This window comes from Paraburkholderia sp. RL17-347-BIC-D (assembly GCF_046027915.1).
Taxonomy (GTDB): domain Bacteria; phylum Pseudomonadota; class Gammaproteobacteria; order Burkholderiales; family Burkholderiaceae; genus Paraburkholderia.
The window spans coordinates 72,137-95,517 of the sequence record NZ_JARESS010000029.1; the positions used below are offsets into that span (position 1 = coordinate 72,137).

Annotated in this window: 24 protein-coding genes; 8 read left to right on the forward strand and 16 right to left on the reverse strand. The window is 62.3% G+C overall.

The features are described from left to right. The first annotated feature begins 133 nt into the window (after positions 1-133). The 3 genes from P0D96_RS31010 to P0D96_RS31020 all read left to right on the forward strand — a co-directional run bounded on the left by P0D96_RS31010 (position 134) and on the right by P0D96_RS31020 (position 2,560). A complete protein-coding gene (locus P0D96_RS31010; RefSeq protein WP_408283581.1) occupies positions 134-1,255 on the forward strand; it encodes an alkene reductase in 1,122 nt (373 codons plus the stop codon). 37 nt (positions 1,256-1,292) lie between these two features. Then, on the forward strand, positions 1,293-1,694 hold the full coding sequence (locus P0D96_RS31015) for a nuclear transport factor 2 family protein (RefSeq protein WP_408317246.1): 402 nt from the start codon (positions 1,293-1,295) through the stop codon (positions 1,692-1,694). 191 nt (positions 1,695-1,885) lie between these two features. After that, positions 1,886-2,560, forward strand: a complete 675-nt coding sequence (locus P0D96_RS31020; RefSeq protein WP_408317248.1) for a peroxiredoxin-like family protein — start codon at positions 1,886-1,888, stop codon at positions 2,558-2,560. Positions 2,561-2,628: 68 nt separating this feature from the next. Here P0D96_RS31020 and P0D96_RS31025 read toward each other — a convergent pair whose 3' ends face one another. From P0D96_RS31025 to P0D96_RS31045, 5 genes are all read right to left on the reverse strand, one after another. Continuing rightward, the gene (locus P0D96_RS31025; protein WP_408180989.1) at positions 2,629-3,528 is read right to left on the reverse strand and encodes a LysR family transcriptional regulator; all 900 of its coding nucleotides are present in this window, start codon (positions 3,526-3,528) and stop codon (positions 2,629-2,631) included. Between the two features lie 211 nt (positions 3,529-3,739). Continuing rightward, on the reverse strand, positions 3,740-4,855 hold the full coding sequence (locus P0D96_RS31030; protein ID WP_408182593.1) for an alkene reductase: 1,116 nt from the start codon (positions 4,853-4,855) through the stop codon (positions 3,740-3,742). Between the two features lie 177 nt (positions 4,856-5,032). After that, positions 5,033-6,436, reverse strand: coding sequence for a mercuric reductase (locus tag P0D96_RS31035; RefSeq protein ID WP_132378562.1), 1,404 nt, complete (start codon positions 6,434-6,436; stop codon positions 5,033-5,035). An 83-nt stretch (positions 6,437-6,519) separates the two neighbouring features. Next, positions 6,520-7,059, reverse strand: coding sequence for a carboxymuconolactone decarboxylase family protein (locus P0D96_RS31040; protein ID WP_132378564.1), 540 nt, complete (start codon positions 7,057-7,059; stop codon positions 6,520-6,522). 41 nt (positions 7,060-7,100) lie between these two features. Further along, complete coding sequence (locus P0D96_RS31045; RefSeq protein WP_408317251.1) at positions 7,101-7,850, reverse strand: SDR family NAD(P)-dependent oxidoreductase; 750 nt, start codon at positions 7,848-7,850, stop codon at positions 7,101-7,103. Positions 7,851-7,979: 129 nt separating this feature from the next. Here P0D96_RS31045 and P0D96_RS31050 point away from each other — a divergent pair, with 129 nt between their 5' ends. After that, entirely contained in the window at positions 7,980-8,900 is a 921-nt protein-coding gene (locus P0D96_RS31050; RefSeq protein WP_408317253.1) for a LysR family transcriptional regulator, read from the forward strand. A gap of 89 nt (positions 8,901-8,989) precedes the next feature. Here the strand turns inward: P0D96_RS31050 and P0D96_RS31055 are convergent, their stop codons facing one another. Continuing rightward, positions 8,990-9,739 (reverse strand): maleate cis-trans isomerase family protein, encoded by a 750-nt coding sequence (locus tag P0D96_RS31055; protein ID WP_132378568.1) that lies wholly within the window; start codon positions 9,737-9,739, stop codon positions 8,990-8,992. A gap of 85 nt (positions 9,740-9,824) precedes the next feature. Continuing rightward, positions 9,825-11,177: an MFS transporter gene (locus P0D96_RS31060; RefSeq protein WP_132378570.1), complete on the reverse strand. Its 1,353-nt coding sequence runs from the start codon at positions 11,175-11,177 to the stop codon at positions 9,825-9,827. Positions 11,178-11,399: 222 nt separating this feature from the next. On the opposite strand from P0D96_RS31060, the gene P0D96_RS31065 reads away from it, so the two are divergent. Next, a complete protein-coding gene (locus P0D96_RS31065; RefSeq protein WP_408317255.1) occupies positions 11,400-12,428 on the forward strand; it encodes a LysR family transcriptional regulator in 1,029 nt (342 codons plus the stop codon). Positions 12,429-12,614: 186 nt separating this feature from the next. Next, positions 12,615-13,580 carry a D-2-hydroxyacid dehydrogenase family protein gene (locus P0D96_RS31070; protein ID WP_408182602.1) on the forward strand — a complete coding sequence of 322 codons (966 nt, stop codon included), beginning with the start codon at positions 12,615-12,617 and terminating at the stop codon, positions 13,578-13,580. Positions 13,581-13,598: 18 nt separating this feature from the next. Here the strand turns inward: P0D96_RS31070 and P0D96_RS31075 are convergent, their stop codons facing one another. The 9 genes from P0D96_RS31075 to gcvA all read right to left on the reverse strand — a co-directional run bounded on the left by P0D96_RS31075 (position 13,599) and on the right by gcvA (position 21,200). Continuing rightward, positions 13,599-14,015: a universal stress protein gene (locus P0D96_RS31075; protein ID WP_132378574.1), complete on the reverse strand. Its 417-nt coding sequence runs from the start codon at positions 14,013-14,015 to the stop codon at positions 13,599-13,601. Positions 14,016-14,134: 119 nt separating this feature from the next. Then, complete coding sequence (locus P0D96_RS31080; RefSeq protein ID WP_243658333.1) at positions 14,135-14,479, reverse strand: hypothetical protein; 345 nt, start codon at positions 14,477-14,479, stop codon at positions 14,135-14,137. 174 nt (positions 14,480-14,653) lie between these two features. Then, entirely contained in the window at positions 14,654-15,352 is a 699-nt protein-coding gene (locus P0D96_RS31085; protein WP_132379459.1) for a response regulator, read from the reverse strand. 20 nt (positions 15,353-15,372) lie between these two features. After that, on the reverse strand, positions 15,373-15,954 hold the full coding sequence (gene kdpC, locus P0D96_RS31090; protein ID WP_408317257.1) for a potassium-transporting ATPase subunit KdpC: 582 nt from the start codon (positions 15,952-15,954) through the stop codon (positions 15,373-15,375). A 19-nt stretch (positions 15,955-15,973) separates the two neighbouring features. Then, complete coding sequence (gene kdpB, locus P0D96_RS31095; protein WP_408246591.1) at positions 15,974-18,037, reverse strand: potassium-transporting ATPase subunit KdpB; 2,064 nt, start codon at positions 18,035-18,037, stop codon at positions 15,974-15,976. An 85-nt stretch (positions 18,038-18,122) separates the two neighbouring features. Continuing rightward, positions 18,123-19,931: a potassium-transporting ATPase subunit KdpA gene (gene kdpA / locus P0D96_RS31100; protein WP_408317259.1), complete on the reverse strand. Its 1,809-nt coding sequence runs from the start codon at positions 19,929-19,931 to the stop codon at positions 18,123-18,125. After that, a complete protein-coding gene (kdpF, locus tag P0D96_RS31105; protein WP_028193906.1) occupies positions 19,928-20,023 on the reverse strand; it encodes a K(+)-transporting ATPase subunit F in 96 nt (31 codons plus the stop codon). Before kdpF ends, kdpA begins: the two co-directional genes overlap by 4 nt. Beyond that, positions 20,020-20,124: a potassium ABC transporter ATPase gene (locus P0D96_RS31110; RefSeq protein WP_408182605.1), complete on the reverse strand. Its 105-nt coding sequence runs from the start codon at positions 20,122-20,124 to the stop codon at positions 20,020-20,022. The genes kdpF and P0D96_RS31110 overlap by 4 nt, the downstream gene beginning before the upstream one ends. Positions 20,125-20,309: 185 nt before the next feature. After that, on the reverse strand, positions 20,310-21,200 hold the full coding sequence (gcvA, locus tag P0D96_RS31115; RefSeq protein WP_408317261.1) for a transcriptional regulator GcvA: 891 nt from the start codon (positions 21,198-21,200) through the stop codon (positions 20,310-20,312). Between the two features lie 204 nt (positions 21,201-21,404). Between gcvA and P0D96_RS31120 the strand changes: the two genes are divergently transcribed. Together P0D96_RS31120 and P0D96_RS31125 are read left to right on the forward strand one after the other, a co-directional pair. Further along, positions 21,405-22,247 (forward strand): EamA family transporter, encoded by an 843-nt coding sequence (locus P0D96_RS31120; protein ID WP_132378580.1) that lies wholly within the window; start codon positions 21,405-21,407, stop codon positions 22,245-22,247. Between the two features lie 359 nt (positions 22,248-22,606). After that, positions 22,607-23,263 (forward strand): peroxiredoxin, encoded by a 657-nt coding sequence (locus P0D96_RS31125; RefSeq protein WP_132378581.1) that lies wholly within the window; start codon positions 22,607-22,609, stop codon positions 23,261-23,263. The last annotated feature ends 118 nt before the right edge of the window (positions 23,264-23,381 follow it).

Here is a 23,381-nt window from a genome sequence, read left to right on the forward strand (position 1 = left end):
TTGTCAGCTCAATTATAACCGCCTTCGAAAAATACAATGGTGATCGACATTGACTTTTCTCGATCGACCCATCAAACTCAATGTCAATCGCCATTGTGTTTGGGTGAATCCTTCAAACGTCGTAGGAAATTTCATGAACATCGAAAGCAACCAGCCCCTGCACAAGCCGATTCGGCTGGGGGACCTCGATCTGCCCAACCGCATCGTCATGGCGCCGCTGACGCGCATGCGCTCGGCGAATCCCGATCTTGTCCCGACGGCCTTGCACGCCGAGTACTATGCGCAGCGCGCCGCGGCGGGGCTGATTGTCAGCGAAGGCATTTTCGTCAGCCCCGAGGCAGTTGGCTGGGCAGACGTGCCCGGACTCTGGAGCGAAGCCCAGGTGCGCGGCTGGAGCGTGGTGACGGATGCCGTGCATCGCGCGGGCGGCCGGATCGTCGCGCAACTCTGGCATACCGGCTCGTTGGGGCATCCGGATTTCCAGGCCGGCAAGGCGCCGCGCTCCGCGTCAGCGGTCAACCCGGAGCAGCAAAGCGTGACCGCGGCCGGCCGCAAGGACACCGTGGTTCCACGCGCCATGGAGAAGGACGAGATCCGCCGCACGGTCGCCGACTTCGGCCGGGCCGCACGCAACGCGATCGCGGCCGGCTTTGACGGCGTGCAGATCCAGGGCGGCTATCACTACCTGTTCAATCAGTTCCTCAACGTTCGCACCAATCTGCGTACGGACGCATACGGTGGTTCGACGCAGAACCGGGCGCGCTTTCTGTTCGAGGTCGTGGAAACGGTGGTCGAGGCCGTCGGGGCGCAGCGCACCGGCATCAAGACGGGACCGGCAACGTCGGAGACGGGCGCCTTCGTTTCCAATGACGAAACGCTTGCCACCTCCGAATATGTGATCGGCCGGCTCAACGAATTCGATCTCTCTCATCTGCTGCTGATGGGCGCAATGGCCGACCTGTCTGCGACGCCGCTGGCCACGCTGGCCGGAGACGGCATGTTCCGCCACTTCCGCGAGCTCTACCGCGGCAATATCATCGCCAACGTCGATATGGATCGTGCGCGCGGCAATCGGCTGATCGAAGCCGGGCTCGTCGATATGGTCGCCTTTGGCCGACCGTTCATCGCCAATCCGGATCTGCCGGCGCGCTTCGCCGCCGATGCACCGCTTGCCGAAGTCGACTGGCCGAAGGTCTATGGCGCGACCGCCGATGGCTACACCGACTATCCGTCCTTTCAGGCCGTGGCGGCATGACGCGCCGCCACGTCACCCATCTATCAGGAGAACATTCATGACCACCACGACCGAAGCAGCCAACAAGGCCTTTGTACTCGAAGCGTTCGACACGCTTTTCAACCAACGCGACTACGCCGCAGCCGAGCGTTTCTGGTCGCCCGACTATATCCAGCACAGCGCGCATATCGCACCGGGGCGCGACGGCCTGTTCAACCTGATCAAGACCCAGCCGCCGACCTTGCGATACGAACCCGGCGTGATCGTGGCGGATGGCGATTACGTGATCGTGCATGGGCGCTTTTCAGGTCATGGGCGTCCCGCCGCATGGATCGCGGCCGATATCCTGCGCTTTGCGGACGGCGTGCTCGCCGAGCATTGGGACGTGCTGCAGGACGAGGCAACCGAGGCCGAATCGAATAGCGGCCTGCCCATGTTCGGGAATAGTTTTCCGAGCTGACTCGGCCGCCATTGGCATTAACTCGTCATTTCGGCGTGCGTAGCGGGGTGCCGCCTCCCCGGTTGCGCCATGCCTCGCCGGAATGACTGTTATGCGGCCGACGTGTCTTCTTCATTCGTTTGTATTGACCGACTATCTCTCCACCGCAGCACAACTTCAACACATTACCCTGTCTGAAGAAGGAGATTGTCATGTCACTTCAAGCGAAACTCGACGCATTCAAAGCGGATTTCAAAGGCGGTAAAGCACCGTACTTCGCGCCGCCTGAAATTCATCCGATCATGGAACGCGCTACCGCCGCACTCGTGGCGTCCGGTCAGGCTGAACGCGCGCTCAAAGCAGGCGACGCAGCGCCGGAATTTATCCTCAACGACCCGGACGGAAAACCCGTCTCGTCTACCGAACTGCTGAAGCGCGGAGCGCTCGTCATCAGCTTTTATCGTGGCGTGTGGTGCCCATATTGCAATCTTGAACTGACGGCTCTCGAGGAGGCACTGCCGTCGCTCAAGGCCGAAGGTGCCAACCTGGTCGCGATCTCGCCGCAAAATGCCGTGAATAGCCGCAAGTCGGTGCGCACCAACAAGCTGAGCTTCCCGATCCTCAGCGATACGCACAACGATGTGGCGGCGGCGTTCGGCATCCGCTTTGCCCTGCCCGACTATCTGGTCGAGTTGTACAAGAACCTCAAGAACGACTTGCCGGCGTTCAACGGCGACACTAGCTGGACTCTGCCGATGCCCGCGCGTTACGTGATCGGGCAAGACGGCACGATCCTGTATGCCGAAGTGAATCCGGACTACACGCATCGGCCTGAACCGCAGGACATGTTGCCCGTTCTTCGCCGGAAGACTGCCTCGGCCTCTTAAGCCGGGCCTGCTTCGCTCCCGGCACGTCACGTGCCGGGAGCGAGCGCATCAAAGATCATCCCGTTCAGTCAGGCCATCGAATCCGATGCGCCGAATATCTCCTCGACCCACGCAACAAAAGCACGCGCCTTTGCGGTCACCATCCGCCCACTCGGAAACACGGCCCAAAGATCGATGCTGGGCAATTCCCAATCGGCAAGCACCAGTTTTACCGCGCCGCTTGCGATTTCGGGCGCGAACATCCACTCGGACGTGATCGCGACGCCCATATCGGCTAGCACCGCTGCGCGCACACCCTCCGCCGCGTTCACGCGAATGCGCCCCGCGACAGCAATGGACGTCTCCGTATTGCCCCGCTTGAAAGACCATGCATTTCCACCGCCGGCCTGCTCGTACACGATCGCCTGATGCGAAACCAGATCGGCAGGCGTGCGCGGTTCACCGGCTTTCGCGAACCACGCCGGCGAGCCGACGACACAACGCCTGCCACGCGTGAGTCTGCGCGCCGTCATGGTCGAGTCGCCCAGCACACCCATTCGCAACGCGACATCGATGCCGTGTTCCAGCAGATCAATGTTCTCATCATCGAGGATGATGTCGATGTTCAGATCAGGATGTCGTTCGAGGAAGGACGGCAGTCGCGGGATGATATGAAGCCGCGCAAAAGTCACGGCCGCCGACACCCTGAGACGGCCCGAGAGTGCGCCGGCCGATCCCCGCGCCGCCAGTTCTGCTTCGTCCGCTTCTTCGATCGCCCGTTTCGCGCGTTCGTAAAACGCCTGACCCGCTTCGGTCGGCGTCAGCCCACGGGTAGAGCGGAGAAGCAATCGGACCGCGAGCCGCTCTTCGAGTTGTGCAATCGACTTTGAAACGGCTGGCTGCCCGACATCGAGCAGGCGGGCTGCGGCCGAGAAGGAACCCGACTCGATCACGCATACAAACGTTTCCATCGCTGTCAGCCGGTCCACTTGCTTTTCTCCTGGAACGAATCATCGTGGTTCGCGTGTCGTACGGCTGCGGCGCAATCCAATCCCGAGGGCCGACAACCGCACGGTCTTGTTCCATCGCTCCCCACCCGCGACGTGTATCGCCGGATCGTGATGTTCTGGGGGGACGGCCGTCGGTCCGACGGCCGTCCCCCTGTCAGCGCCTTGAAGTCGCGTCGATGAATGCCTGTGTTCAGGCCGTGGCCACTGCGCGGTGCGTGCTGTAGTCGATGTAGCCTCGTCCGTCGCCGCCATAGAACGTGGCACGGTCGTAAGCATTCAGAGGCGCACCCGTACGCAAACGCTCCGGCAGGTCCGGATTGGAGACGAACATCCGGCCGAAGGCGACCAGATCGGCATCGCCGGTGTGAAGAATCTGCTCTGCGCTTTCAGCGTTGAATCCGCCGGCGGCCACAATCGTGCCGGTGAACAGCCGGCCCAGATCCTTCGATGAGACAGCTGACTCGCTCGCCTCGGTGTCCTCGTTACCGCGAATGCGCGGCTCGATCACGTGCAGGTAAGCGAGGTCGTAGTTGTTGAGCCGGCTCGCCACATAGCCGTAAGTCGCGTGCGGATCGCTGTCGGACATGGTCCCGTACACACCGCTTGGCGACAGACGTGCGGCAACGCGCCCCGCACCCCACACCGACACGACTGCCTCCACGACCTCGAACAGAAAACGCGCGCGATTCTCAATCGAACCGCCGTAAGCGTCCGTCCGGTGGTTCGAGCCATCCAGCAGGAATTGATCGATCAGATAGCCGTTCGCCGCATGCAGTTCGACGCCGTCGAAACCAGCTGCTTTCGCACGCGCAGCGCCCTGTCGAAACTGTTCGACGACGTCTGCAATCTCATGCGTGTCCAACGCGCGCGGAACGAGTTGCTCGACTTCGACGATATTGCCTTGTGCGTCGCGGATTGCAGCATGCTCATACGCGCGTATCGACGACGGCGCGATCGGCGTCTGTCCATTCGTGTTGGCGGGATGCGCCTGCCGGCCGGCATGCCATAGTTGCAGGAAGATGCGGGCGCCTTTGGCGTGCACGGCGTGAGTGACGCGCTTCCAGCCGTCGACCTGCGCCTGCGTGTAAATGCCGGGAGCGTCGACATACGCGATGCCCAGTGGCGAGACGGCGGTCGCGTCGGTGATCAGCAGACCGCCGTCGGACGCGCGCTGCGAATAGTATTCGACCATCAGATCGCCGGGAACGTTGCCCGCTTCAGTGCGCATGCGTGTCAGCGGCGCCAGTACGACGCGGTGCTTCAGTTCGAAGGGGCCAACGGAGATGGGTGTAAACAGTTGGTTCATTGCTTCATCCTTGAGATATTCAGATTGGGACGGAGGAATGATCGCGCGAGTCGAGGTGACGCAGAAGGGACCACGGGGCAATAGCTGTCATTCCCGTCGGGAATACGCCGTCAAGCAGTATCGATCACGTCGCGCAACGCGGGCCCCGGCGAATAGCCGGTGCCCGCGCCGGCTGGCTCACTGCGCCGTCGCTCGCGGCGGCACGTTGGCCAACAGCGGGCCGAAGCCTTCAGCGAAAGTCAGGTGCGTGATCACCGCATCGCGCAGCTTCGGATAGGGCAGTTCCGCCAGTATCGCCGTCTGCATCGCGGCCATCACCTCGCCGGCTTCCGAGCCGATCATCGTGAAGCCGAGAATGCGGTCGTCGGCGGCGGACACGAGCACTTTCATGAAGCCTTGTGTCTCGTCCGTGGCTTCGGTGCGCAACACGTTGCTCATCGGCAGCTTCGCGACCCGCACGGCGATGCCCTGCTTCTGTGCTTCGCGTTCGCTGAGCCCGACGTGCGCGAGCGGCGGATCGCTGAACATCGTGTACGGCACAAGACGATCACGCGTGCTGCGATGGCCACCCGCCAGGTTATCCCGCACGATGCGGAAATCGTCGACGGAAACATGCGTGAACTGCGGACTCCCGGCCACTTCACCGATCGCCCACACACCGGGCGCACTCGCTTGCAGGCGGTCATTGACGCGAATGTAGCCACGTTCGTCCAGTGCAATGCCGGCTTTGTCCAAGCCGATACCGGCGGTATTCGGAATGCGGCCCGTGGCGACCAGAATGTCGCTGCCTTCAATCGTCTGCTCACCGGCGGCCGTGCGCACGGTGATGCCAACGTGCTTGCCGGATTGGCCGTCCACCTTGAGCGTCTCGGCGCCGAGCACGAGGTCGATGCCCTCGCCGCTCAGCACACGCGACATCTCATCGGCGACGTCGGCGTCTTCGCGTCCCATCAATTGCTGCCCGTGTTCGACGATCGTCACCCGGCTGCCGAAGCGCCGATATGCCTGAGCCATTTCGATACCGGTATAGCCGCCGCCGAACACGATCAGATGAGCCGGCGTGTAGTCGAGGTCCAGTGCGCCGATATGCGTGAGCGGTTGCGCCGCACTCAGACCCGGAACGTCCGGAATAGCCGCATGCGATCCGACATTGACGACAATCTGGTCGCCGCTCAGCGTGCGCGTTTCGCCATTGTTCAGTTGCACCTCGAGAGTTTTCGGCGCAATGAAACGTCCACTGCCCATGATCAGCTCCGCGCCGCTCGCCGCATACGCCTGCAGGTGAAACGCAACCTCACGTTCGATCATGCCGCGCTTGCGCTCGCGGACCTTCGCCATATCGACCGTGACTGGGCCGGTGATCGTGCCGAAGTCCCCGGCGTGCTGCGCAAGATGTGCAACACGTGCGCTCCAGATTTCGTTCTTGCTGGGAAGACACGCAACGGCCGGGCACGATCCGCCCACCCATTGACGCTCGACGACGGCGACGCGCTGGCCCGATCGCCCCAGGTGCCACGCCAGCAGCTTGCCACCCTGGCCGCTGCCGAGAATAACGGTGTCGAAATGTTCAGTTTGAGACATCACATCCTCCGATTCAGGACAACTTCAATCAGCCGGACGACGCGGACCTCGCACGAACTCCACGCCCTGCCCGGCTGCAACCATCACGCGGCGAGCTGCGGCGCGGCGGGGAAGTCCACCGGTACGCGCGTCGTTGCGTGCAGATAGTTAGTGACGGTCTTGTCGCCGATCACGACGATCGTGTCGACCAGATTGGCCTTGGTCCAGCCCGCGGCGAAGAACGCATCGACGAGCGCCTGATCGGCGTGCCCGCGGTTGACCGCGATGCTCTTCACCAACCGTGCGAGTGCGTCGAACTTCGCATCGAAACTTGCCTTGCCACTGCGGATTTCGAGAATCTGTTCGTCGGTGAAGCCGCTCATCTTGCCGATCACGGTGTGCGCAGCCAGGCAGTATTCGCAGCCGTTGACCTGGCTCACGACGAGGTTCACGATTTCGCGCGCCTTGCCGGTGATGCTGCTCTTCGCGTTCTGGAACGCAAGATAGTTGCCGAGCGCGTGCTCCGAATGGGCGAACGTGGCGTACAGGTTGGGCACAGTGCCGAGACTGCTCTTGAGCTTGTCGAAGATCGCCTGGTTAGCCGGGGACACTTCGTCGCGCGTCGGGACATTGATGGTGGTCATGGTGAGGCTCCTGAGTAGAAAAGATAGGAAAAAATCGCGTGTTATTGCGCCGTGTAGGCGCCGTCGACTGCAATGTTCTGTCCGGTGAGGTAGCGCGCCTTATCGCTCGCAAGAAAGACGATGGTCTGAGCGATCTCGTCCGGCGTCGCGGCGCGGCGCGCCGGTATCGTCGCGAGGAAACCGGCCTTGCCCTCCTCGGTGCCGCCGGCAAAGCGGTCAAGCATTTCAGTGGCGACCGGGCCCGGCGCCACGGCGTTGACACGCACACCCGCGGTAGCGCCTTCGAGGGCCGCGCTCTTCGTGAGGCCTTCGACCGCATGCTTGCTGGCCACGTACACCGACCCACCCGCGAAGCCGACCTGGCCCGCGATCGACGAGAGGTTGATGATCGAGCCGGCGCCCTGCGCCAGCATCACGCGCATCTCGTGCTTGAGCGACAGCAGCGTGCCGAGCACGTTGACCGAGAAGGTGTCTTCGTAGTTGGTCGCTGTCTGCTCGACGATCGGCGCCAATTGCCCTTCGGTGCCGGCGTTGTTGACCGCCACGTCGATGCGCCCGAAACGCTCGACGGTCCGCTCGACGAGGCTGCGCACTTCGGCCTCGAAGCGCACGTCGGCGCGCAGGAATTCGGCTTCGGCGCCAAGCGCGCGCAGTTCGGCGGCGAGCGCCTGGCCTGCCTCTTCGCGACGGCCGCTGACGACCACGCGGTTTCCTTCGCGAGCGAAGGCAAGTGCGGTGGCGCGGCCGATACCGGTCAGCGCGCCAGTGATAAGGACGACGGGTGAGTTCATGTCAGTGCTCCTAGAGTTGGGTTGCTTCCAATCGCGTTTGCGATGACTGAACTTTGAATGATTCCCGGCGGGCGATATAGACGGTGTATGCTCATATAACTGATTCCACGCAGGAATATATTGAGCAAAATGGACAAGCTGCAGGCAATGAGGACTTTCGTGCGCGTGGTGGAAGCGGGCAGTTTTTCCGCGGTCGCACACGAGGCCGACACGACGCAAAGCGCAGTGAGCAAACAGGTCGCGGCTCTCGAGCGCGAGCTGGGCGCGCGGCTGCTGACGCGAACCACGCGTTCGCTCGCACTGACGGAAGAAGGTGAACATTATTTCGAACAGGCGCGGCGCCTGGTCGCGGAAATCGCGGAGGCCGAGGGCGCGCTGCGGCGCGGCGAGCAGCAACTCACGGGCTGGCTGCGAATCGCGGCGTCGGTCGGCTTCGGGCGCCTTAAGCTCATGCCGCTGGTGCAATCGTTTCTGGCAGAGCATCCGGCCGTGAAGATCGACCTACGCCTTAGCGACAGTTTTATCGATCTCGTGGAACAGGGGATCGACGTCGCGGTGCGCATCGGCGACCTGCCGGACAGCAGCCTGATCGCGCGTCGCGTGGGAACTTCCTACCGGATGTTGATGGCGCATCGCAACTACGTGCGTTCGCTGCCGAAAGGCAAGAGGGCGCCGCGCGTTCCCGGCGACCTGGTCGATCACAACTGCATCGTCTACACCGAACTGGCAATGCGCAACGCGTGGAGTTTCACAGCAGGCCCCGGCGCCGCGGAGCCGGTGGGGATCACCCGCATCGTGCGGGTCGAAGGCAATCTGCAAACCAACAGCAGTGAAGTCATGCGAGCGTCGGTCCTCGCGGGCATGGGGATTGGATACTCGCCGAACTGGCTGTTCGACGACGAACTGGCCAGCGGCGAAGTGCAACGGATATTGCCGGATTGGGAAGCGATCGCTATTCCGATCCAACTGGTGAGCCCACAGGAGCGACGGCATTCCGCCAAGGTCAGAGCGTTCGTCGACCATGTCGGAAAGGCGATGGCTCCTGGCTGAAAGGGCTGTGGAGCAGAGTCCTTCGCCCCACAGTTGCCGTTGTAACAATGTCCAACGCGTCACTCGATGAACTTTAACTGCGCACCCCATCACGCGCCGGAAAGCAAGGCTCCGGCGCCAGGCACGATCGGCTCGAGCTTCAGATGATCCAGCATGCGCCGCACGGTGCATACCGCAGTCGAGACGGTGCGGATTCCCAACATGTCTTCGATGCGCTGAATCGCCGGCAATGAAGGCATCTGGACGCAGGCGGATGCCACCACGACGTCCGCGCCTTCCGTGTTCAGGCGCCGAACGTCGTCGACCAGTTGCATCGGATCGCGCAGCCCGACTTCGAGGTTGTCGGGAATTTCAAAGCAGATGGAATCGATGACCTCGATTCCTTCGTTTTCGATGTAAGCGACAACCAGGTCAGTCAACGGGCGCATATACGGCGCCATCAGCGAAATCCGACGAGCGCCCATGATCTTCAGGCCCTCTACCAAAGCGCCCGCGGAGGTCATGACTGGCGCGAGGCAATGATTGGCGCGCGCGACCTCCAACAGATCGCGTTCTGTTTCGCGATGATAGCCGGGCCCCATCGCCATGATCGCGACCAGGCACGCCGTGCTCATCACATCGACACGAGCGTCGGCGAGTTCCGCCGCGCAGCGCAAGCCTTCCTTGTTCATCGCAACCAATTCCTCCTTCGTGACCTTGTGCATTCTCATCCGGCTCGAATGGAACGTGAAGCGCTCGGGACGAATGGCTTCACGGGCACGAAACATGGCCGGAATCTCGGTTTCCATGGTCGTATTCGAGCTTGGAACGATCTGTCCAATACGAAAGTTTTGAGGCATTTTTCAAATCTCCGAAATAGATTTAGGCATCCAGAATACTGATGGGATTTTCACGGCGTCCTGATCCGCGCGAAAAATCGCGGTCTCAGTCCGGCATGCCTGCGCCACGCGTCTCAGGCAAGAACCAGGGCAGCACGATGCCGATCAGATACACGGAGCCGAGCGCCAACGCCGCCTGCGACACGCCACCAAACGATTTGATCATGCTGCCCGCGATGATCGGGAAGACCCACGCAATCAGGCGCGCAGCATTGAACACGAAGCTGATCGCAGTGGAACGCACGCTGGAACCGAAGAGTTCACATGGGTAGATCGCCATCCAGACATACGCGCAACCCAGGGTGAAGAAGCCATTGATCGGCGCCACGATCATCATCGCTTCGACGCTGGTGGTCAGCTTGTACGTGACGAACGTCGTGATCAGCGAACCGACGAACGTGAGTGACAGAAAGGCCCGCCGTCCGATGGCATCCACCACGAAACCGGCGATCATGTAAGCCGCAATCGCGCCGACGGTGTAAGCGATCGATATCTTTGAGCCCCACGACAACGCGTCGGGAATCCCCTCGGCTTTGGCGAGCGATACGGTGAAGGTCGGCAGCCAGCTTGAAATGGCCCACCAGCCGACGGTCGTGACGATCGACAGGACGAGCAGCAGCAGCGTGCGGCGCAGCGCTTCGGGTTCATTGAAGAGTTGCGTGAGCGTGAAGGGACGCTTCTCGGATGCGGGTGCGTCGCCCGCGGCCTGCTCGTTGCTCGTCGCGCTCCAGCGCTTCTCGCGCACCGCGCGTTGCCATTTCTCCGACTCGCTGACTCCGCGGCGAATGTACAGCACAAAGAGCGCCGGGACTGCGCCAAGCACGAACATCAGCCGCCAGGTTTCGGCGCCGAATGGGTGCGTCGACGAAAGCGCATACCACACGACCGCCGCGATCAGCGTGCCCCAGCCAAAGCCCGATTGCAGAAAGCCGGCCCCTTTCGCGCGAGCCCGCTCCGGCCAGGTTTCCGACAGCAGCGCGACGCCCGTGCTCCATTCGCTGCCCATTGCGAGGCCCGTGAGGAAACGCAGCCCGCACAACACCCAGAAGGTTTGCGAGAACGCGGTCAACCCCGAGAACAACGCGTAGAGAAATACGGACCAGAGCATCATCCGCTTGCGTCCGACATAGTCCGCGAGAATCCCGCCGATCAGACCGCCCGCTCCCCAGCCGAGCAACGTGATGCCGATAACCAGACCGGCGTAAGTCGTGGGGGACGCGGCTTGCTCAGGTGACAGCACCGAATGCAGCATCGGCCCAAGAACAACCACGAGCGCCAGTGCTTCGTAGCCGTCGAAAATCCAGCCGAGGAAACTCGCTTTGAGTACACGCCAGTGCATCGCCGTGAGACCGTCGTACCAGTGAGTTCGCGAACTCATCGCCAGCTCTTTGTGTTCCATCTCTCGTCTCCTTCATATTTTCAACAGAATTTTCAGGCGGTCCGGTCTTACAGCGCCGGTACACGCGGCGCTGCAACAAATCGTGCGTTTGGGCGCCGGTGTACCATGTTCCACCGGCGGCGGCCAGGACAACGCCGCCTCCTTCGACATAAAATCGCGCTGCGCGCTGCCGGCCCGCGTCTTGATCTGGTCCTGCGAGGATCGATCTCTATGGCACATAGGATGCCGGTTGCCGCGCGGATTGAAAACTTCTCAATGTTCAATACAGGCATCGCCAAACGCGATGGGTGCCAACCGACCGGATATTCCCCCGAAGGAGTGAGGATGCGTGTTTCAGCAGATCGGCCGTTGCGACTCGACATGGAGTCCCTGCGCATTTTCGTGGCAGTCGTCGAGGAGGGCAGCATCGCCGCGGCGGCGGCCCGCACGCACATCGTGGCATCGGCCGTCAGCAAGCGCGTATCGGATCTCGAAGACGACGCCGGCACGCCGCTGCTATATCGGCACAGCCGCGGTGTTCAAGCGACGCCTGCGGGCGAGGCGCTCTATCATCACGCGAAGCGGCTGAGCGAGCACCTGCAGCAAATTTCGGATGAACTGTCTGAATATTCGGCGGGATTGAGGGGCCATACCCGGATTTACGTGAACTTTACCGCCATGGTTCAGTATCTGCCCGGCGTGCTGCGTTCCTTTCTCCGCGCCAATCCAAACGTGCGGATCGACATGGTCGAGAAGTCGAGCGACGAAGTGGTGCAGGCGATCGCAAGCGGCGTCGCCGATCTCGGCATCTGCTCGGCGACCAAGGAGTCCCTCGGCGATCTGCAGTGGCGCCCGTACAGCGTGGATAAGCTGGTCGTGATCGTGCCGTCGGATCATCGGCTCGCCGGGCGCGCAAGCGTGAGCTTCGCGGAAGCTCTGGAGGACGACTTTGTCAGCATGCCCTACGGGACGTCCATTTCCAAATTGTGCCGCGCCGCCGCCGAGCGTGACGGCAGCCGGCTACGCGTGCGCATCGAGGTGACAAGCTTCGAGGGCGTGCGCAACATGGTCAGCGCAGGACTCGGCATCGGCGTGCTCCCCAAGGGAAGCGTGACACCGTATGTGCATTCGGCGTCGTTTCGCGCTGTTGAGCTTGACGACCCATGGTCGCTGCGGCCGCTGTCAATCATTGCGCGCAATTTTGACACCCTGCCGCTTCCCGCGCGCATGCTGGTCGATCACCTCGAAGCGCATCATGAGAACGACGCGTGAGGAGCGCCGCCGCTCAACGTTTCCTCCCACACCGCGCATGGCCTGATAGCGCACCGACTGCGCCATCGCGGTTCGCGATGGGTGGCGTCGCGAGTTATTGATTTACGTCGTCGGCCGCGTTACATAGCATTCAGTGCGGAAATTCAGATCACGGTACCAAGCGTTTCAACTCCCGGAGTGCGCAATATGAACGCCAAATCCCCCACCAAGGTAGCGATCCTCGACGACTATCAGAACGTCGCACTGAGCATGGCGGACTGGTCGGCCCTCGAGAACCGCGCGGACGTGACGGTGTTCAACGACCACGTCGCTGATATCGGGAAACTGATTCAACGCCTGCAGCCATTCGATGTCGTCTGCGTAATGCGGGAACGCACCCCGCTGCCCCGCGAGGTCATCGAAAGCCTGCCGAACCTGAAGCTGATTGCCTCGACCGGCGCAGGGAATACGTCGATCGATCACGATGCGGCTGCGGAACGCGGCATCGAAATTCGTCATACGGGCTATTCGTCCACACCGACGATCGAGTTGACGTGGGGGCTGATTCTCGCAATGGCCCGCAATATTCCGCTCGAAAATCAGTCGCTGCGTCAGGGAGGCTGGCAGCTTTCGCTTGGCGATGAACTCGCGGGCAAGACGCTCGGATTGCTCGGCCTTGGCCGCGTCGGCTCGGCGGTCGGCATCATCGGGCGGGCATTCAGAATGAACGTCATCGCGTGGAGCCAGAACCTGACCGAGGAGCGCGCCGCGGAAAAGGGCGTGCAGCGAGTCAGCAGAGATGTGCTGTTCTCCACGGCGGATTTCCTGTCGATCCACGTGCGGCTGAGCGAGCGAACCCAAGGTTTGGTCGGCGCGACGGAATTCGCGCAGATGAAACCCACGAGCCGGCTGATCAATACGTCGAGAGGTCCGATCGTCGACCAGGTCGCGCTGCTGACGGCACTCACGACCGGCCAGATTGCCGGCGCCGCACTGGACGTATACGACGTGGAACCGCTCGACAATCCGCACCCTCTGCGCGAATTGCCCAACGTGCTCGCGACGCCTCATATCGGCTATGTATCGAAGGAGTTATATCGCACCTTCTATGGCGATACGGTGCGTAACATCGTTCAGTGGCTCGATGAAAGCGGAGGTTCTGCGCAAGGCTAGCCGAGCAGACGATCCTTCTCAGTGAACCATTGTCACCGGCGTAACCGTTCGCCTCGATAAAGACGCGAGCATGGCGAGCCTGCGGAAGAAACCCATACGACTGGCGTCGATCACCATCACGTCGGGCCGGGTCGTGGCTATATAGTCGGCAATCGCTTTGGCAGGGTGACCGAAGACGCGCTTCCAGTGGTAGGGCACCCCTGCTTCCTCGAGAATGGTTCGAGCGTCGATCAGAGCCTTCAGCATCGCATGCTTCTCGTGGCGCAACAGTGAGCTTCGAGTGTGGAAAGCGGCTGCGCGTCCTTGTGCGACGGGCTCGAGAACTTCCAGTAGTTCGACCTCCGTTACGCCGTGCTCGAGAAACATGAACGCGGCATAGCGGGCTGCTTCGACTGCACCGCCGTGGTCGAGGACGGGGATCAGCATTCGTATCATCCAGAACTCCTGGAAACCGGTATCGCTTTCAGCTTAGTTAAAGCCACGTTAATACGGTGTAAAAGTACCAGGTTTTGGGCGCCATTACACGGATACGGCCAACCCGACGTGCCGCCCGGCTAGGCCTGTATCGCTGCGGGGTTCAATTCGATATGCAGGATGACGAGCCACCGCTTCGGACAGTCGTCCGCGATCTGCACGTCCTGCATGCCTTCGCCGCCCTGCTTCACGAATCCCTTCTCGCGCGCGAAGCCGAATGCGCGCCGCGCGTCGGCCTGCAGCCATAACGTCACCATCCCGCATGTCACACAGCTGAAAAGCCAGACGGCTTGATGCGGTGGCGCGGAATCGAGTTGCTGCACGAAATACGTAAAAATAGTCGTGAGAATCTGGTTTGTGACGAAGGCGATGGCGACCACCTTGCACAGCCCCCTGAATACCATCGCGGGTCTTGAGGGTGTCATGAAAGTCGGACGCCGAACTCGACGCTCACGCGGCCCTTCGCTTGTTTGAATGCCATATCGACTCCAATAGATCTCTTCATCTCTTTACAGCGCAAAGCCAGTCACCCACTATACGAAGCCCGCAGTAAAGACCGCGCAACGATTGCCCGCAATGCCGTAAATATTGTGTGAAATTCACCTCACGCCGACCAGCCGGTACCCCACCCCCGACTCGGTGATGATGTGCTCGGGGCGCGCCGGATCGCTTTCGAGCTTGTGGCGCAGATGTCCCATGTAGATCCGCAGGTAATGGTGGTTATCGGTTTGCAACGGCCCCCATACCTCGCCGAGCAGTTGCGCATGCGTCAATACCCGCCCCGGATGACGCACCAGCGCGGAGAGAAGCCGGTATTCGATTGGACTGAGATGGACGATACGGCTATCGCGCAGCACTTGCCGCTCGCCGAGATCAACGGTAACCAGGCCGAACCGGACCTGCGGCGAGCCGGCCCGCCCGCATGCGGCCTGCCTGCGCAAATGGGCACGCATCCGCGCGCCTAGCTCGGGCAAGCCAAACGGCTTGGTCAGATAATCGTCGGCGCCGGCATCGAGCGCGGCGACCTTGTCTTCCTCGCGGCTGCGCGCCGACAAAACGATCACCGGCATCGCCGACCAGGCGCGCAACTGACGGATCACGTCGATGCCGTCCATGTCAGGCAAGGCCAGATCGATGATGACGAGATCCGCCCGCCGCGTCGCGGCCTGCGCAAGACCTTGTGCGCCGGTCTGCGCTCCGAACACGTTCATCCCGTCCGCTTCGAGGTGCGCGCGAATGAAGCGGCTTATGGTTGTGTCATCGTCTATTACAACGACTGTTATGGTGGGGTCCCTCATAGAAGCCGCGAGCGTCGACATCAATGCATTGGCTTGAGGTCGTCCAGCGCAAGGTTGAGCTGAAGCACGTTCACGCGCGCCTCGCCGAAAATGCCGAACTGCCGCCCCTGTGTATTGCTGGCGACAAGATCGCGAACCTGATCGACCGGCAGACTCCGCGCTTTCGCCACGCGTTCGACCTGATAGGCTGCGGCCGCCGGGCTGATTTGCGGGTCGAGCCCGCTGCCCGAGGACGTCACCAGATCCACCGGCACCGGTTGCGACATGTCGTTACCCGCGGCTTTCAAGGCATCGAGACGACCCTTGATTTCGTCCGCGAGCGCGGGGTTGGTCGGCCCGAGGTTCGAGCCGCCCGAACTCTGCGCGTTGTACGGCATGGGGCTGGTGGCCGACAGGCGGCCCCAGAAATAGTACGGCGCGTCGAACTGCTGGCCGATCAGTTTCGAGCCGACCGGCTTGCCGTTCTTCTCGATCAGACTGCCGCCGGCCTGTGCCGCGAAGGCGCCGCGGCCAAGGGCCGTGACGACGACTGGATAGAGCACGCCGGTGATCACGGTCATCAGGATGAAGATGACGAGTACCGGGCGAATCAGCGTTTTCATGATCTCCACTCCGTTGCGTTCAAACCCAGCCGAACACGTTCAGCACCATATCGATCAGCTTGATGAACGGGAACGGCAGCAGAATCCCGCCCAACCCGTAGATCAGAAGATTGCGGCGCAGCAGCGACGCGGCGCCCAGCGGCCGGTATTTCACGCCCTTGAGCGCAAGCGGAATCAGCGCAACGATGATCAGCGCGTTGAAGATCACCGCCGACAGAATCGCCGACGAAGGCGAACTCAGATGCATCACGTCGAGCACGCGCAACTGCGGATAAGTGGTCGCAAACGCCGCCGGGATGATGGCGAAGTACTTGGCGACGTCGTTGGCAATCGAGAACGTGGTGAGCGAGCCGCGTGTCATCAGCATCTGCTTGCCGATTTCGACGATCTCGATCAGCTTGGTCGGATTCGAATCGAGGTCGACCATGTTGCCGGCTTCCTTCGCAGCCTGCGTGCCGGTGTTCATCGCCACCGCGACGTCGGCTTGCGCGAGCGCCGGCGCGTCGTTGGTGCCGTCACCGGTCATCGCGACGAGGCGCCCTTCGGCCTGGTGCGTGCGAATCGTCGTCAGCTTGGCTTCGGGCGTGACTTCCGCGAGAAAATCGTCCACCCCCGCTTCGGCGGCGATAGCCGCCGCGGTCAGGCGGTTGTCGCCCGTCACCATGATGGTCTTGATGCCCATCTTGCGCAGTTCGGCGAAGCGCTCCTTGATACCGCCCTTGACGATGTCCTTCAACTCGATCACGCCCATGCAACGCGCGACGTTTTCGCCCTGGCCTAGCTGCGCGACCACCAGCGGCGTGCTGCCGCGCCGCGCGATTTCCGTCACCGCCGCCGTCAGTTCGGACGGAAAGCGGCCGCCATGAGCTTCGACGAAATGCTTGATCGCATCGGCCGCGCCCTTGCGAATCTGGCGGTCGGGCAAATCGACACCGCTCATGCGCGACTGCGCGCTGAACGAAAGGAACGTCGCCTGCAGCGCGTGCATATCGCGTTCGCGGATATTGAAGCGCTGCTTCGCGAGCACGACGATGCTGCGCCCTTCCGGCGTTTCGTCCGCGAGCGACGACAGTTGCGCGGCGTCGGCGAGCATTTCCTCAGTGACGCCCGGCGCCGGCGTGAAAGCCGACGCCTGGCGGTTGCCGAGCGTGATGGTGCCGGTCTTGTCGAGCAACAGCACGTCGACGTCGCCGGCCGCTTCCACCGCGCGCCCTGAAGTGGCGATCACGTTCGCCTGCATCATGCGGCTCATGCCCGCCACGCCGATTGCCGACAGCAGCCCGCCGATCGTGGTCGGAATCAGGCACACCAGCAGCGCGACCAGTGCGGTAATCGTGACGACATGCCCCGCTTTCGCCGCTTCGACCGAAAACATCGAGAACGGCAGCAGCGTGGCGGTCGCGAACAGCAGCACGAGCGTCAACGCGACAAGCAGAATCGTCAGGGCGATTTCGTTCGGCGTCTTCTGACGCTTTGCGCCTTCCACCATCGCGATCATCCGGTCGAGAAACGCCTCGCCCGGATTCACGGTGACCCGCACGACGATCCAGTCCGACAGCACGCGCGTGCCGCCCGTCACCGACGAAAAGTCGCCGCCCGACTCGCGGATCACCGGCGCGGATTCGCCCGTGATCGCCGACTCGTCGACCGATGCCACGCCTTCGATCACCTCGCCGTCCGCCGGGATCACGTCGCCGGTTTCGACCAGCACGACGTCGCCTTTACGCAGATCGGTCGCCGTCGTGATGCGGATCGGCGACTTGGGGTGGGAGTCTTGCAGCTTCTTCGCCATGACGTCGCGCTTCGCGCCGCGCAACGACGCGGCCTGAGCTTTCGAGCGTCCCTCGGCAAGCGCCTCCGCGAAGTTGGCGAACAGCACCGTGAACCACAGCCACAACGCAATCGCGAGGATGAATCCGGCGGGCGCCTCGGCCTGGCCGCCGAGCGCGGCGATCCAGAGAATGGTAGTGAGAATGCTGCCCACGTACACGCAGAACATCACCGGATTGCGCAACTGGTGGCGCGGCGCGAGTTTCTTGAACGAGTCGACGAGGGCCGGCCGGGCAATGGCCGGGTCGAACATCGAGCGCGCGGCATTGCGCGCCTGGCCGATGTTGCCAGGCTGATGAACCGGGGGTTGAAATCCGTTGCTCATGCTGTCCTCTCAATCAATGACCCGCGACCATGATCAGATGCTCGACGACCGGGCCGAGCGCGAGCGCCGGCACATACGTCAGCGCGCCGACCAGCACCACCGTGCCGAGCAGCAGCACGACGAACAGCGGGCCGTGCGTCGGCAAAGTTCCGGCGGTCGCGGAGATACGCTTCTTGGCTGCAAGCGACCCGGCGATCGCCAGCACCGGCACAATCGAGCCGAAGCGGCCGAACCACATGGCGATGGCCAGCGTGGAGTTATAGAACGGCGTATTCACCGACAAGCCGGCAAACGCACTGCCGTTGTTATTGGCCGCGGAACTGTAGGCGTAGAGAACCTCGGAGAAGCCGTGCGGCCCCGGATTGGAGATACCCGCCGTGCCGGCAGCCGCCAGCACGCCGATCGACGCACCGACCAGCACGAGCAGCGGCGTCAGCAGCACGGCGATCGACACCATCTTCATCTCGTACGACTCGATTTTTTTGCCGATGTATTCCGGCGTTCGCCCGATCATCAACCCGGCCACGAACACTGCGAGCAATGCGAACACGAGCATGCCGTAGAGGCCCGAGCCGACACCGCCGAAGATCACCTCGCCGAGTTCGATCAGCAGCAGCGGCACGAAGCCGCCCATCGGCGTGAGCGAATCGTGCGTATTGAGGACAGCGCCGCACGAAGCCGCCGTGGTCGCGACCGTGAAGATGCCCGATTGCGCGATGCCGAAGCGGGTTTCCTTGCCTTCCATGTTGCCGCCGGACTGCGTGACCGACGCGCTTTGGTCGACATGCAGCGTCGAATACAGCGGATTGCCGCTCTGCTCCGATGCGATCTCACCCCCGCAGGCCACCGCGAAAGCAATCGTCATCGCGGCAAGTACCGCATAGCCTTGACGCCGGTCGCCGACCATCCTGCCGAACACGAGGCACAACGCAGCCGGAATCAGCAGCATCGCGATCATCTGCACGAAGTTCGCGAACGGCGTCGGGTTCTCGTACGGGTGCGCGGAATTGCCGTTGAAAAAGCCGCCGCCGTTGGTGCCGAGCATCTTGATCGCTTCCTGCGACGCAACCGGACCCATCGCGATGGTCTGCTTGTCGGCCTTGTTGTCCACCATCACGGGATTGCCCTTCGCGTCCTTGACGGCGTTGCCCTGGGCATCGGTCTTCGGCGTCTGGTACGTCGTGGCCTGCAGTGTCGGCACGTCCTGGTACGATTCGAAGTTCTGAATCACGCCCTGACTGACGAAGACGAGCGCGATAACCGTCGCGAGCGGCGCGAGAATATACAGCGTGATACGCGTCAGATCGACCCAGAAGTTACCGATCGTTGCTGTCGTGTGGCGTGCAAAACCGCGAATCAGGGCGACCACGACGGCAATACCCGTGGCGGCCGACAAGAAGTTTTGCACCGTCAGAGCCGCCATCTGCGTCAGGTAGCTGACCGTGGATTCCGGGGTGTAGTCCTGCCAGTTCGTGTTGGTCACGAAGCTGATCGCCGTGTTGAAGGCGGCGTCCGGCGTCATGGGGCCGAAGCCTTGCGGATTGACGGGCAGCCATTGCTGAATGCGCAAAAAAGCATAGACCGCGAACACACCGAGCGTGTTGAACACCAGCACGGCTAGCGCGTAATACTTCCACGACATCTCAGCCTCGGGATCCACACCCGCCAGCTTGTACACCGCCACTTCGAGCGGCCGTCCAATGCGGCGAACGACGACCGACGAACCGTCGAGCACCGCCGTCATGTAGCGGCTGAGCGGAATCGCGAGCGCGATCAGCACGACGATGAAAACGCCGGGCTGAAACAGGTTATTGAAGTTCATTCGAGTGCCTCCGCGCGCAGCAAAGCGTAGACGAGGTAGGCGAACAGAATCAGCGTCGAGGCCGCCGCAAGCCAGGTCATCCAGGTAGTCATGGACGGCCTCCCGGCGCGCGGCGAAGCTTGTCGCAGCCAACCACGAACGCGGCGACGAGGCCGCTGAATGCAACGATTGCAATGACGTAAAGCAGATCCATGGCGTGGCCTCCCGCATCGGACTTCCGCACCATCGAATTTAGGCAACTCCGCGTAAACACACTGTTAAGAGAGCGCGCAGATTCGTAAAAAACGTGGACTTGGTTTGGTGGGAAGGTTGTGCGTAGATGGCCAGATTGGACATCGCGAGGTTTGCGGTGGGCCCGCCTTTAAGGGCCGTCTCCGTTTATGAATGAGCCCCCTCGCGTTCGAGCCACGAACGGAACAGCGCGACCAGCTCATCCGCCGACTTCCCATCCGGAACGTAAGTGCAATAGCTCCGCGACGGCAGACGTGGGCCGGCAAATGGCGCGACGAGCCGGCCGGCCGCGAGATCGTCGGCGACCAGCGCGGTCGGTCCCATTGCGATGCCTATCCCGTCGATGGCTGCTTGCAACGTCAGATAGAAGTGGTCGAAAGTCAGCGCGGCAGCCGGCCTGAGAGCGGGAATCCGGGCGCTCGCCAGCCAGTCCGGCCAAACCCGCGGAAGACTCGACGTATGCAGCAACGTGTGCTGCCGCAAATCGTCCGGCGTTCGAAGCGGCAGTCGCTGCAACAGCGCCGGACTACAGACCGGGACTCGCTCCTCGGACAGGAAAGGTCGCATCGAGTAGCCATAGAACGTGTCCGGGCCGCCCCGCACGACGACGTCGTAGATCTCTCTCAGACTCTCCAACGACTCGTTCGACGTCTCCACCTTGACGTCCACGTCGGGATGCGCGGCGCGGAATGTCGCCAGTCTCGGCACCAGCCAGCGCAAGGTGAATGTCGCGGGCGCATTCACGGACAGTGTCCGGGAGACCGTTTCGGGGAAACCATATCTGGCCGTTGCCTGCGAGAGCTGCTCGAACAAAGGGCCGATTTCCGCCAGATAGGCCTTCGCCGCCGGCGTCAACGCGACGCGCCGGTTGTGCCGTTCGAACAACGTTGCGCCGAGCCACTCTTCGAGCGCGCGCACGTGCTGGCTCACCGCACCGTGAGTCACGTGCAGTTCCGAGGCGGCTTCCTTGAAGCTGCCGAGACGGCCTGCGGCCTCGAAGGCGCGCAATGCATTGAGCGGAGGCAGGGTTCGCTTCATTCGCAAGAGTTTATCTAACGCGAATGCTCAATTTATCTGATTTGTCGGGCTCCCACAAGATAGATATTCTTCTTACTGCGCCGCTGATTCAGGCGGCGCGCGGACCTGGAAGGCATTTTGTAGTCCGCCGACATCTCGCGCCCACAGGCGACGCTTGCACGCCTGGAGCGTGATCTCCCTCACTCTTTCCGGCCTTGAACCCGCATGCTCAGTTATACCGGCGGTCTCGTCCTCTTTGCCGCCCTGCTCCACGCAAGCTGGAACGCGATGCTGCACGGCAACCGCGACCGGTTCCTGTCCATGACGTGGATGAGCATCGCCATCGCGGCGGCCGCCACGCTCGTGGTCCTGTTCACGCCGTGGCCCGCCGACGCGGCCTGGCCGTACATCGCCGCATCGGGGCTCGTGCATATCGTCTACAACGTCAGCCTCGTGCGGGCTTATCGCCGCGGCGATCTGGCGCAGGCGTATCCGATCGCGCGCGGCTCGTCGCCATTGCTCGTCACGCTCGGCGCGGCGCTGTTCGCGCATGAGGCGATCGGCCCCTTGCACGCGCTCGGGATCGCGATGATATCGGGCGGCATCATCGCGCTCGCGCTGCAGGGCGGGCGCGTGTCGCGCGCGGGTGCGGTGGCCGCGCTGGTGACCGGTGCGTCGATCGCGCTCTATACCGTGATCGACGGCATCGGCGTGCGTTTATCCGGTGGCCAGGTGCTCGCCTACACCGCGTGGATGTTCCTCTTCTATTGGCTGATGCCGGTGCTGTTCGTCGCGATGCGCGGACTCGCGGCGCTGTGGACACCGCTGCGGACGGAACCCGTCGCCGTCGGCTCGTCGCTCGCCGGCGGGCTGGTGTCGATCGCGGCGTATGGCATCGTGATCTGGGCGATGCAGTCGGGCGCCATGGGCGCGGTATCGGCGTTGCGAGAGACCAGCGTGGTATTCGCAGTGCTGATCGGGCGCGTGATTCTGCGGGAAGCGGTCGATGGAAGGCGCTGGCTCGCGTGTGTGATCGTCGCGGGTGGGGCGGTTTGTCTGGGGCTTTGACCAGACAAGATCCCAATCCGCCCAAATCAGAGTGCAATTTCCCTTTCTTCGGAGTGCAAGCAAGCTTGTTGCCACGTCGGCGGATTCTCCCTACAGTCTGCCAACTGCGAAAGTCTTTTTTGTTCTACGCTATAGGTGCGGCCCGCAGCGCGTCCCGATGTCTGTCCCGCATCACGGCTATCAGGGAAAGCCTCCGACTCTGCTGCACCCCGTAGATGGTCCTCCAGCACGGTACGGTGCAACCGGCCGGAGGTGATCTCGAGCCAGTCCTATCGCCACTGAACACTCCGGCAGCCCGGCGGACCTCGCTCCGGCCGCGGCACTCGAATCTTGGTGCACCCGACCTATGGAGACTAATGATGTCTATTCGATTAGGAGAAGACGCTCCCGATTTCACCGCGGAAACCACCGAAGGGACGATTCATTTTCACGAATGGATCGGCGACCATTGGGCGGTCCTGTTTTCGCACCCGAAGGATTTCACTCCCGTTTGCACCACGGAACTCGGCTACCTGGCGGGCCTCAAGCCAGAATTCGATAAGCGCAACACGAAGATTATCGGGCTCAGCGTCGACCCCGTCAGCGACCACACGGAGTGGATGAAGGATATCGCGGAGACGCAAGGCCACGAGGTCGGCTATCCGCTGATCGGCGATTCGGACCTGAAGGTCGCGAAGCTCTACGACATGATTCACCCCGAGGCGAGCGGCAGCGGCCCGCGCACCGCGGTCGACAATGCGACCGTACGCTCGGTGTTTCTCATCGGACCGGACAAGAAGGTCAAAGCCATGCTCGTCTATCCGATGAGCGCCGGCCGCAACTTCGACGAAGTGATGCGGCTGCTCGATGCGCTGCAACTCAACGCGAAACACACGGTGGCGACACCGGTGAACTGGAAACCGGGTGAGGACGTCATCATTCCAACATCCGTTTCCAACGATGCCGCAATGCAAAAATATCCGCAGGGTTTTAAAACCGTGAAGCCTTATCTGCGCTACGTTGCGCAACCGAAGTAAAGCGCTCATCGATGGGAGCGGCGAGTGCCGGGCAGTGCGAAGTCCGGCGCTCGGTGTGAGTCCGGGTGCATCGATGCGCCCGGCCCTCTGAACGGGGCTGCGTCCAGTTCGACTGCCT

Coding starts and splice junctions, on each gene's coding strand:
- P0D96_RS31085 (WP_132379459.1), bottom strand. CDS start 15,352: ATGAGGGACCCCACCATAACAGTCGTTGTAATAGACGATGACACAACC.
- P0D96_RS31110 (WP_408182605.1), bottom strand. CDS start 20,124: ATGGATCTGCTTTACGTCATTGCAATCGTTGCATTCAGCGGCCTCGTC.
- kdpB (WP_408246591.1), bottom strand. CDS start 18,037: ATGTTCGACCCGGCCATTGCCCGGCCGGCCCTCGTCGACTCGTTCAAG.
- P0D96_RS31070 (WP_408182602.1), top strand. CDS start 12,615: ATGAACGCCAAATCCCCCACCAAGGTAGCGATCCTCGACGACTATCAG.
- P0D96_RS31055 (WP_132378568.1), bottom strand. CDS start 9,739: ATGCCTCAAAACTTTCGTATTGGACAGATCGTTCCAAGCTCGAATACG.
- P0D96_RS31030 (WP_408182593.1), bottom strand. CDS start 4,855: ATGAACCAACTGTTTACACCCATCTCCGTTGGCCCCTTCGAACTGAAG.
- P0D96_RS31120 (WP_132378580.1), top strand. CDS start 21,405: ATGCTCAGTTATACCGGCGGTCTCGTCCTCTTTGCCGCCCTGCTCCAC.
- P0D96_RS31080 (WP_243658333.1), bottom strand. CDS start 14,479: ATGACACCCTCAAGACCCGCGATGGTATTCAGGGGGCTGTGCAAGGTG.
- kdpC (WP_408317257.1), bottom strand. CDS start 15,954: ATGAAAACGCTGATTCGCCCGGTACTCGTCATCTTCATCCTGATGACC.
- P0D96_RS31060 (WP_132378570.1), bottom strand. CDS start 11,177: ATGGAACACAAAGAGCTGGCGATGAGTTCGCGAACTCACTGGTACGAC.
- P0D96_RS31065 (WP_408317255.1), top strand. CDS start 11,400: ATGCCGGTTGCCGCGCGGATTGAAAACTTCTCAATGTTCAATACAGGC.
- P0D96_RS31040 (WP_132378564.1), bottom strand. CDS start 7,059: ATGACCACCATCAATGTCCCGACGCGCGACGAAGTGTCCCCGGCTAAC.
- P0D96_RS31015 (WP_408317246.1), top strand. CDS start 1,293: ATGACCACCACGACCGAAGCAGCCAACAAGGCCTTTGTACTCGAAGCG.
- P0D96_RS31045 (WP_408317251.1), bottom strand. CDS start 7,850: ATGAACTCACCCGTCGTCCTTATCACTGGCGCGCTGACCGGTATCGGC.
- P0D96_RS31010 (WP_408283581.1), top strand. CDS start 134: ATGAACATCGAAAGCAACCAGCCCCTGCACAAGCCGATTCGGCTGGGG.
- P0D96_RS31050 (WP_408317253.1), top strand. CDS start 7,980: ATGGACAAGCTGCAGGCAATGAGGACTTTCGTGCGCGTGGTGGAAGCG.
- P0D96_RS31035 (WP_132378562.1), bottom strand. CDS start 6,436: ATGTCTCAAACTGAACATTTCGACACCGTTATTCTCGGCAGCGGCCAG.
- kdpA (WP_408317259.1), bottom strand. CDS start 19,931: ATGAACTTCAATAACCTGTTTCAGCCCGGCGTTTTCATCGTCGTGCTG.
- P0D96_RS31020 (WP_408317248.1), top strand. CDS start 1,886: ATGTCACTTCAAGCGAAACTCGACGCATTCAAAGCGGATTTCAAAGGC.
- gcvA (WP_408317261.1), bottom strand. CDS start 21,200: ATGAAGCGAACCCTGCCTCCGCTCAATGCATTGCGCGCCTTCGAGGCC.
- P0D96_RS31125 (WP_132378581.1), top strand. CDS start 22,607: ATGTCTATTCGATTAGGAGAAGACGCTCCCGATTTCACCGCGGAAACC.
- kdpF (WP_028193906.1), bottom strand. CDS start 20,023: ATGACTACCTGGATGACCTGGCTTGCGGCGGCCTCGACGCTGATTCTG.
- P0D96_RS31075 (WP_132378574.1), bottom strand. CDS start 14,015: ATGATACGAATGCTGATCCCCGTCCTCGACCACGGCGGTGCAGTCGAA.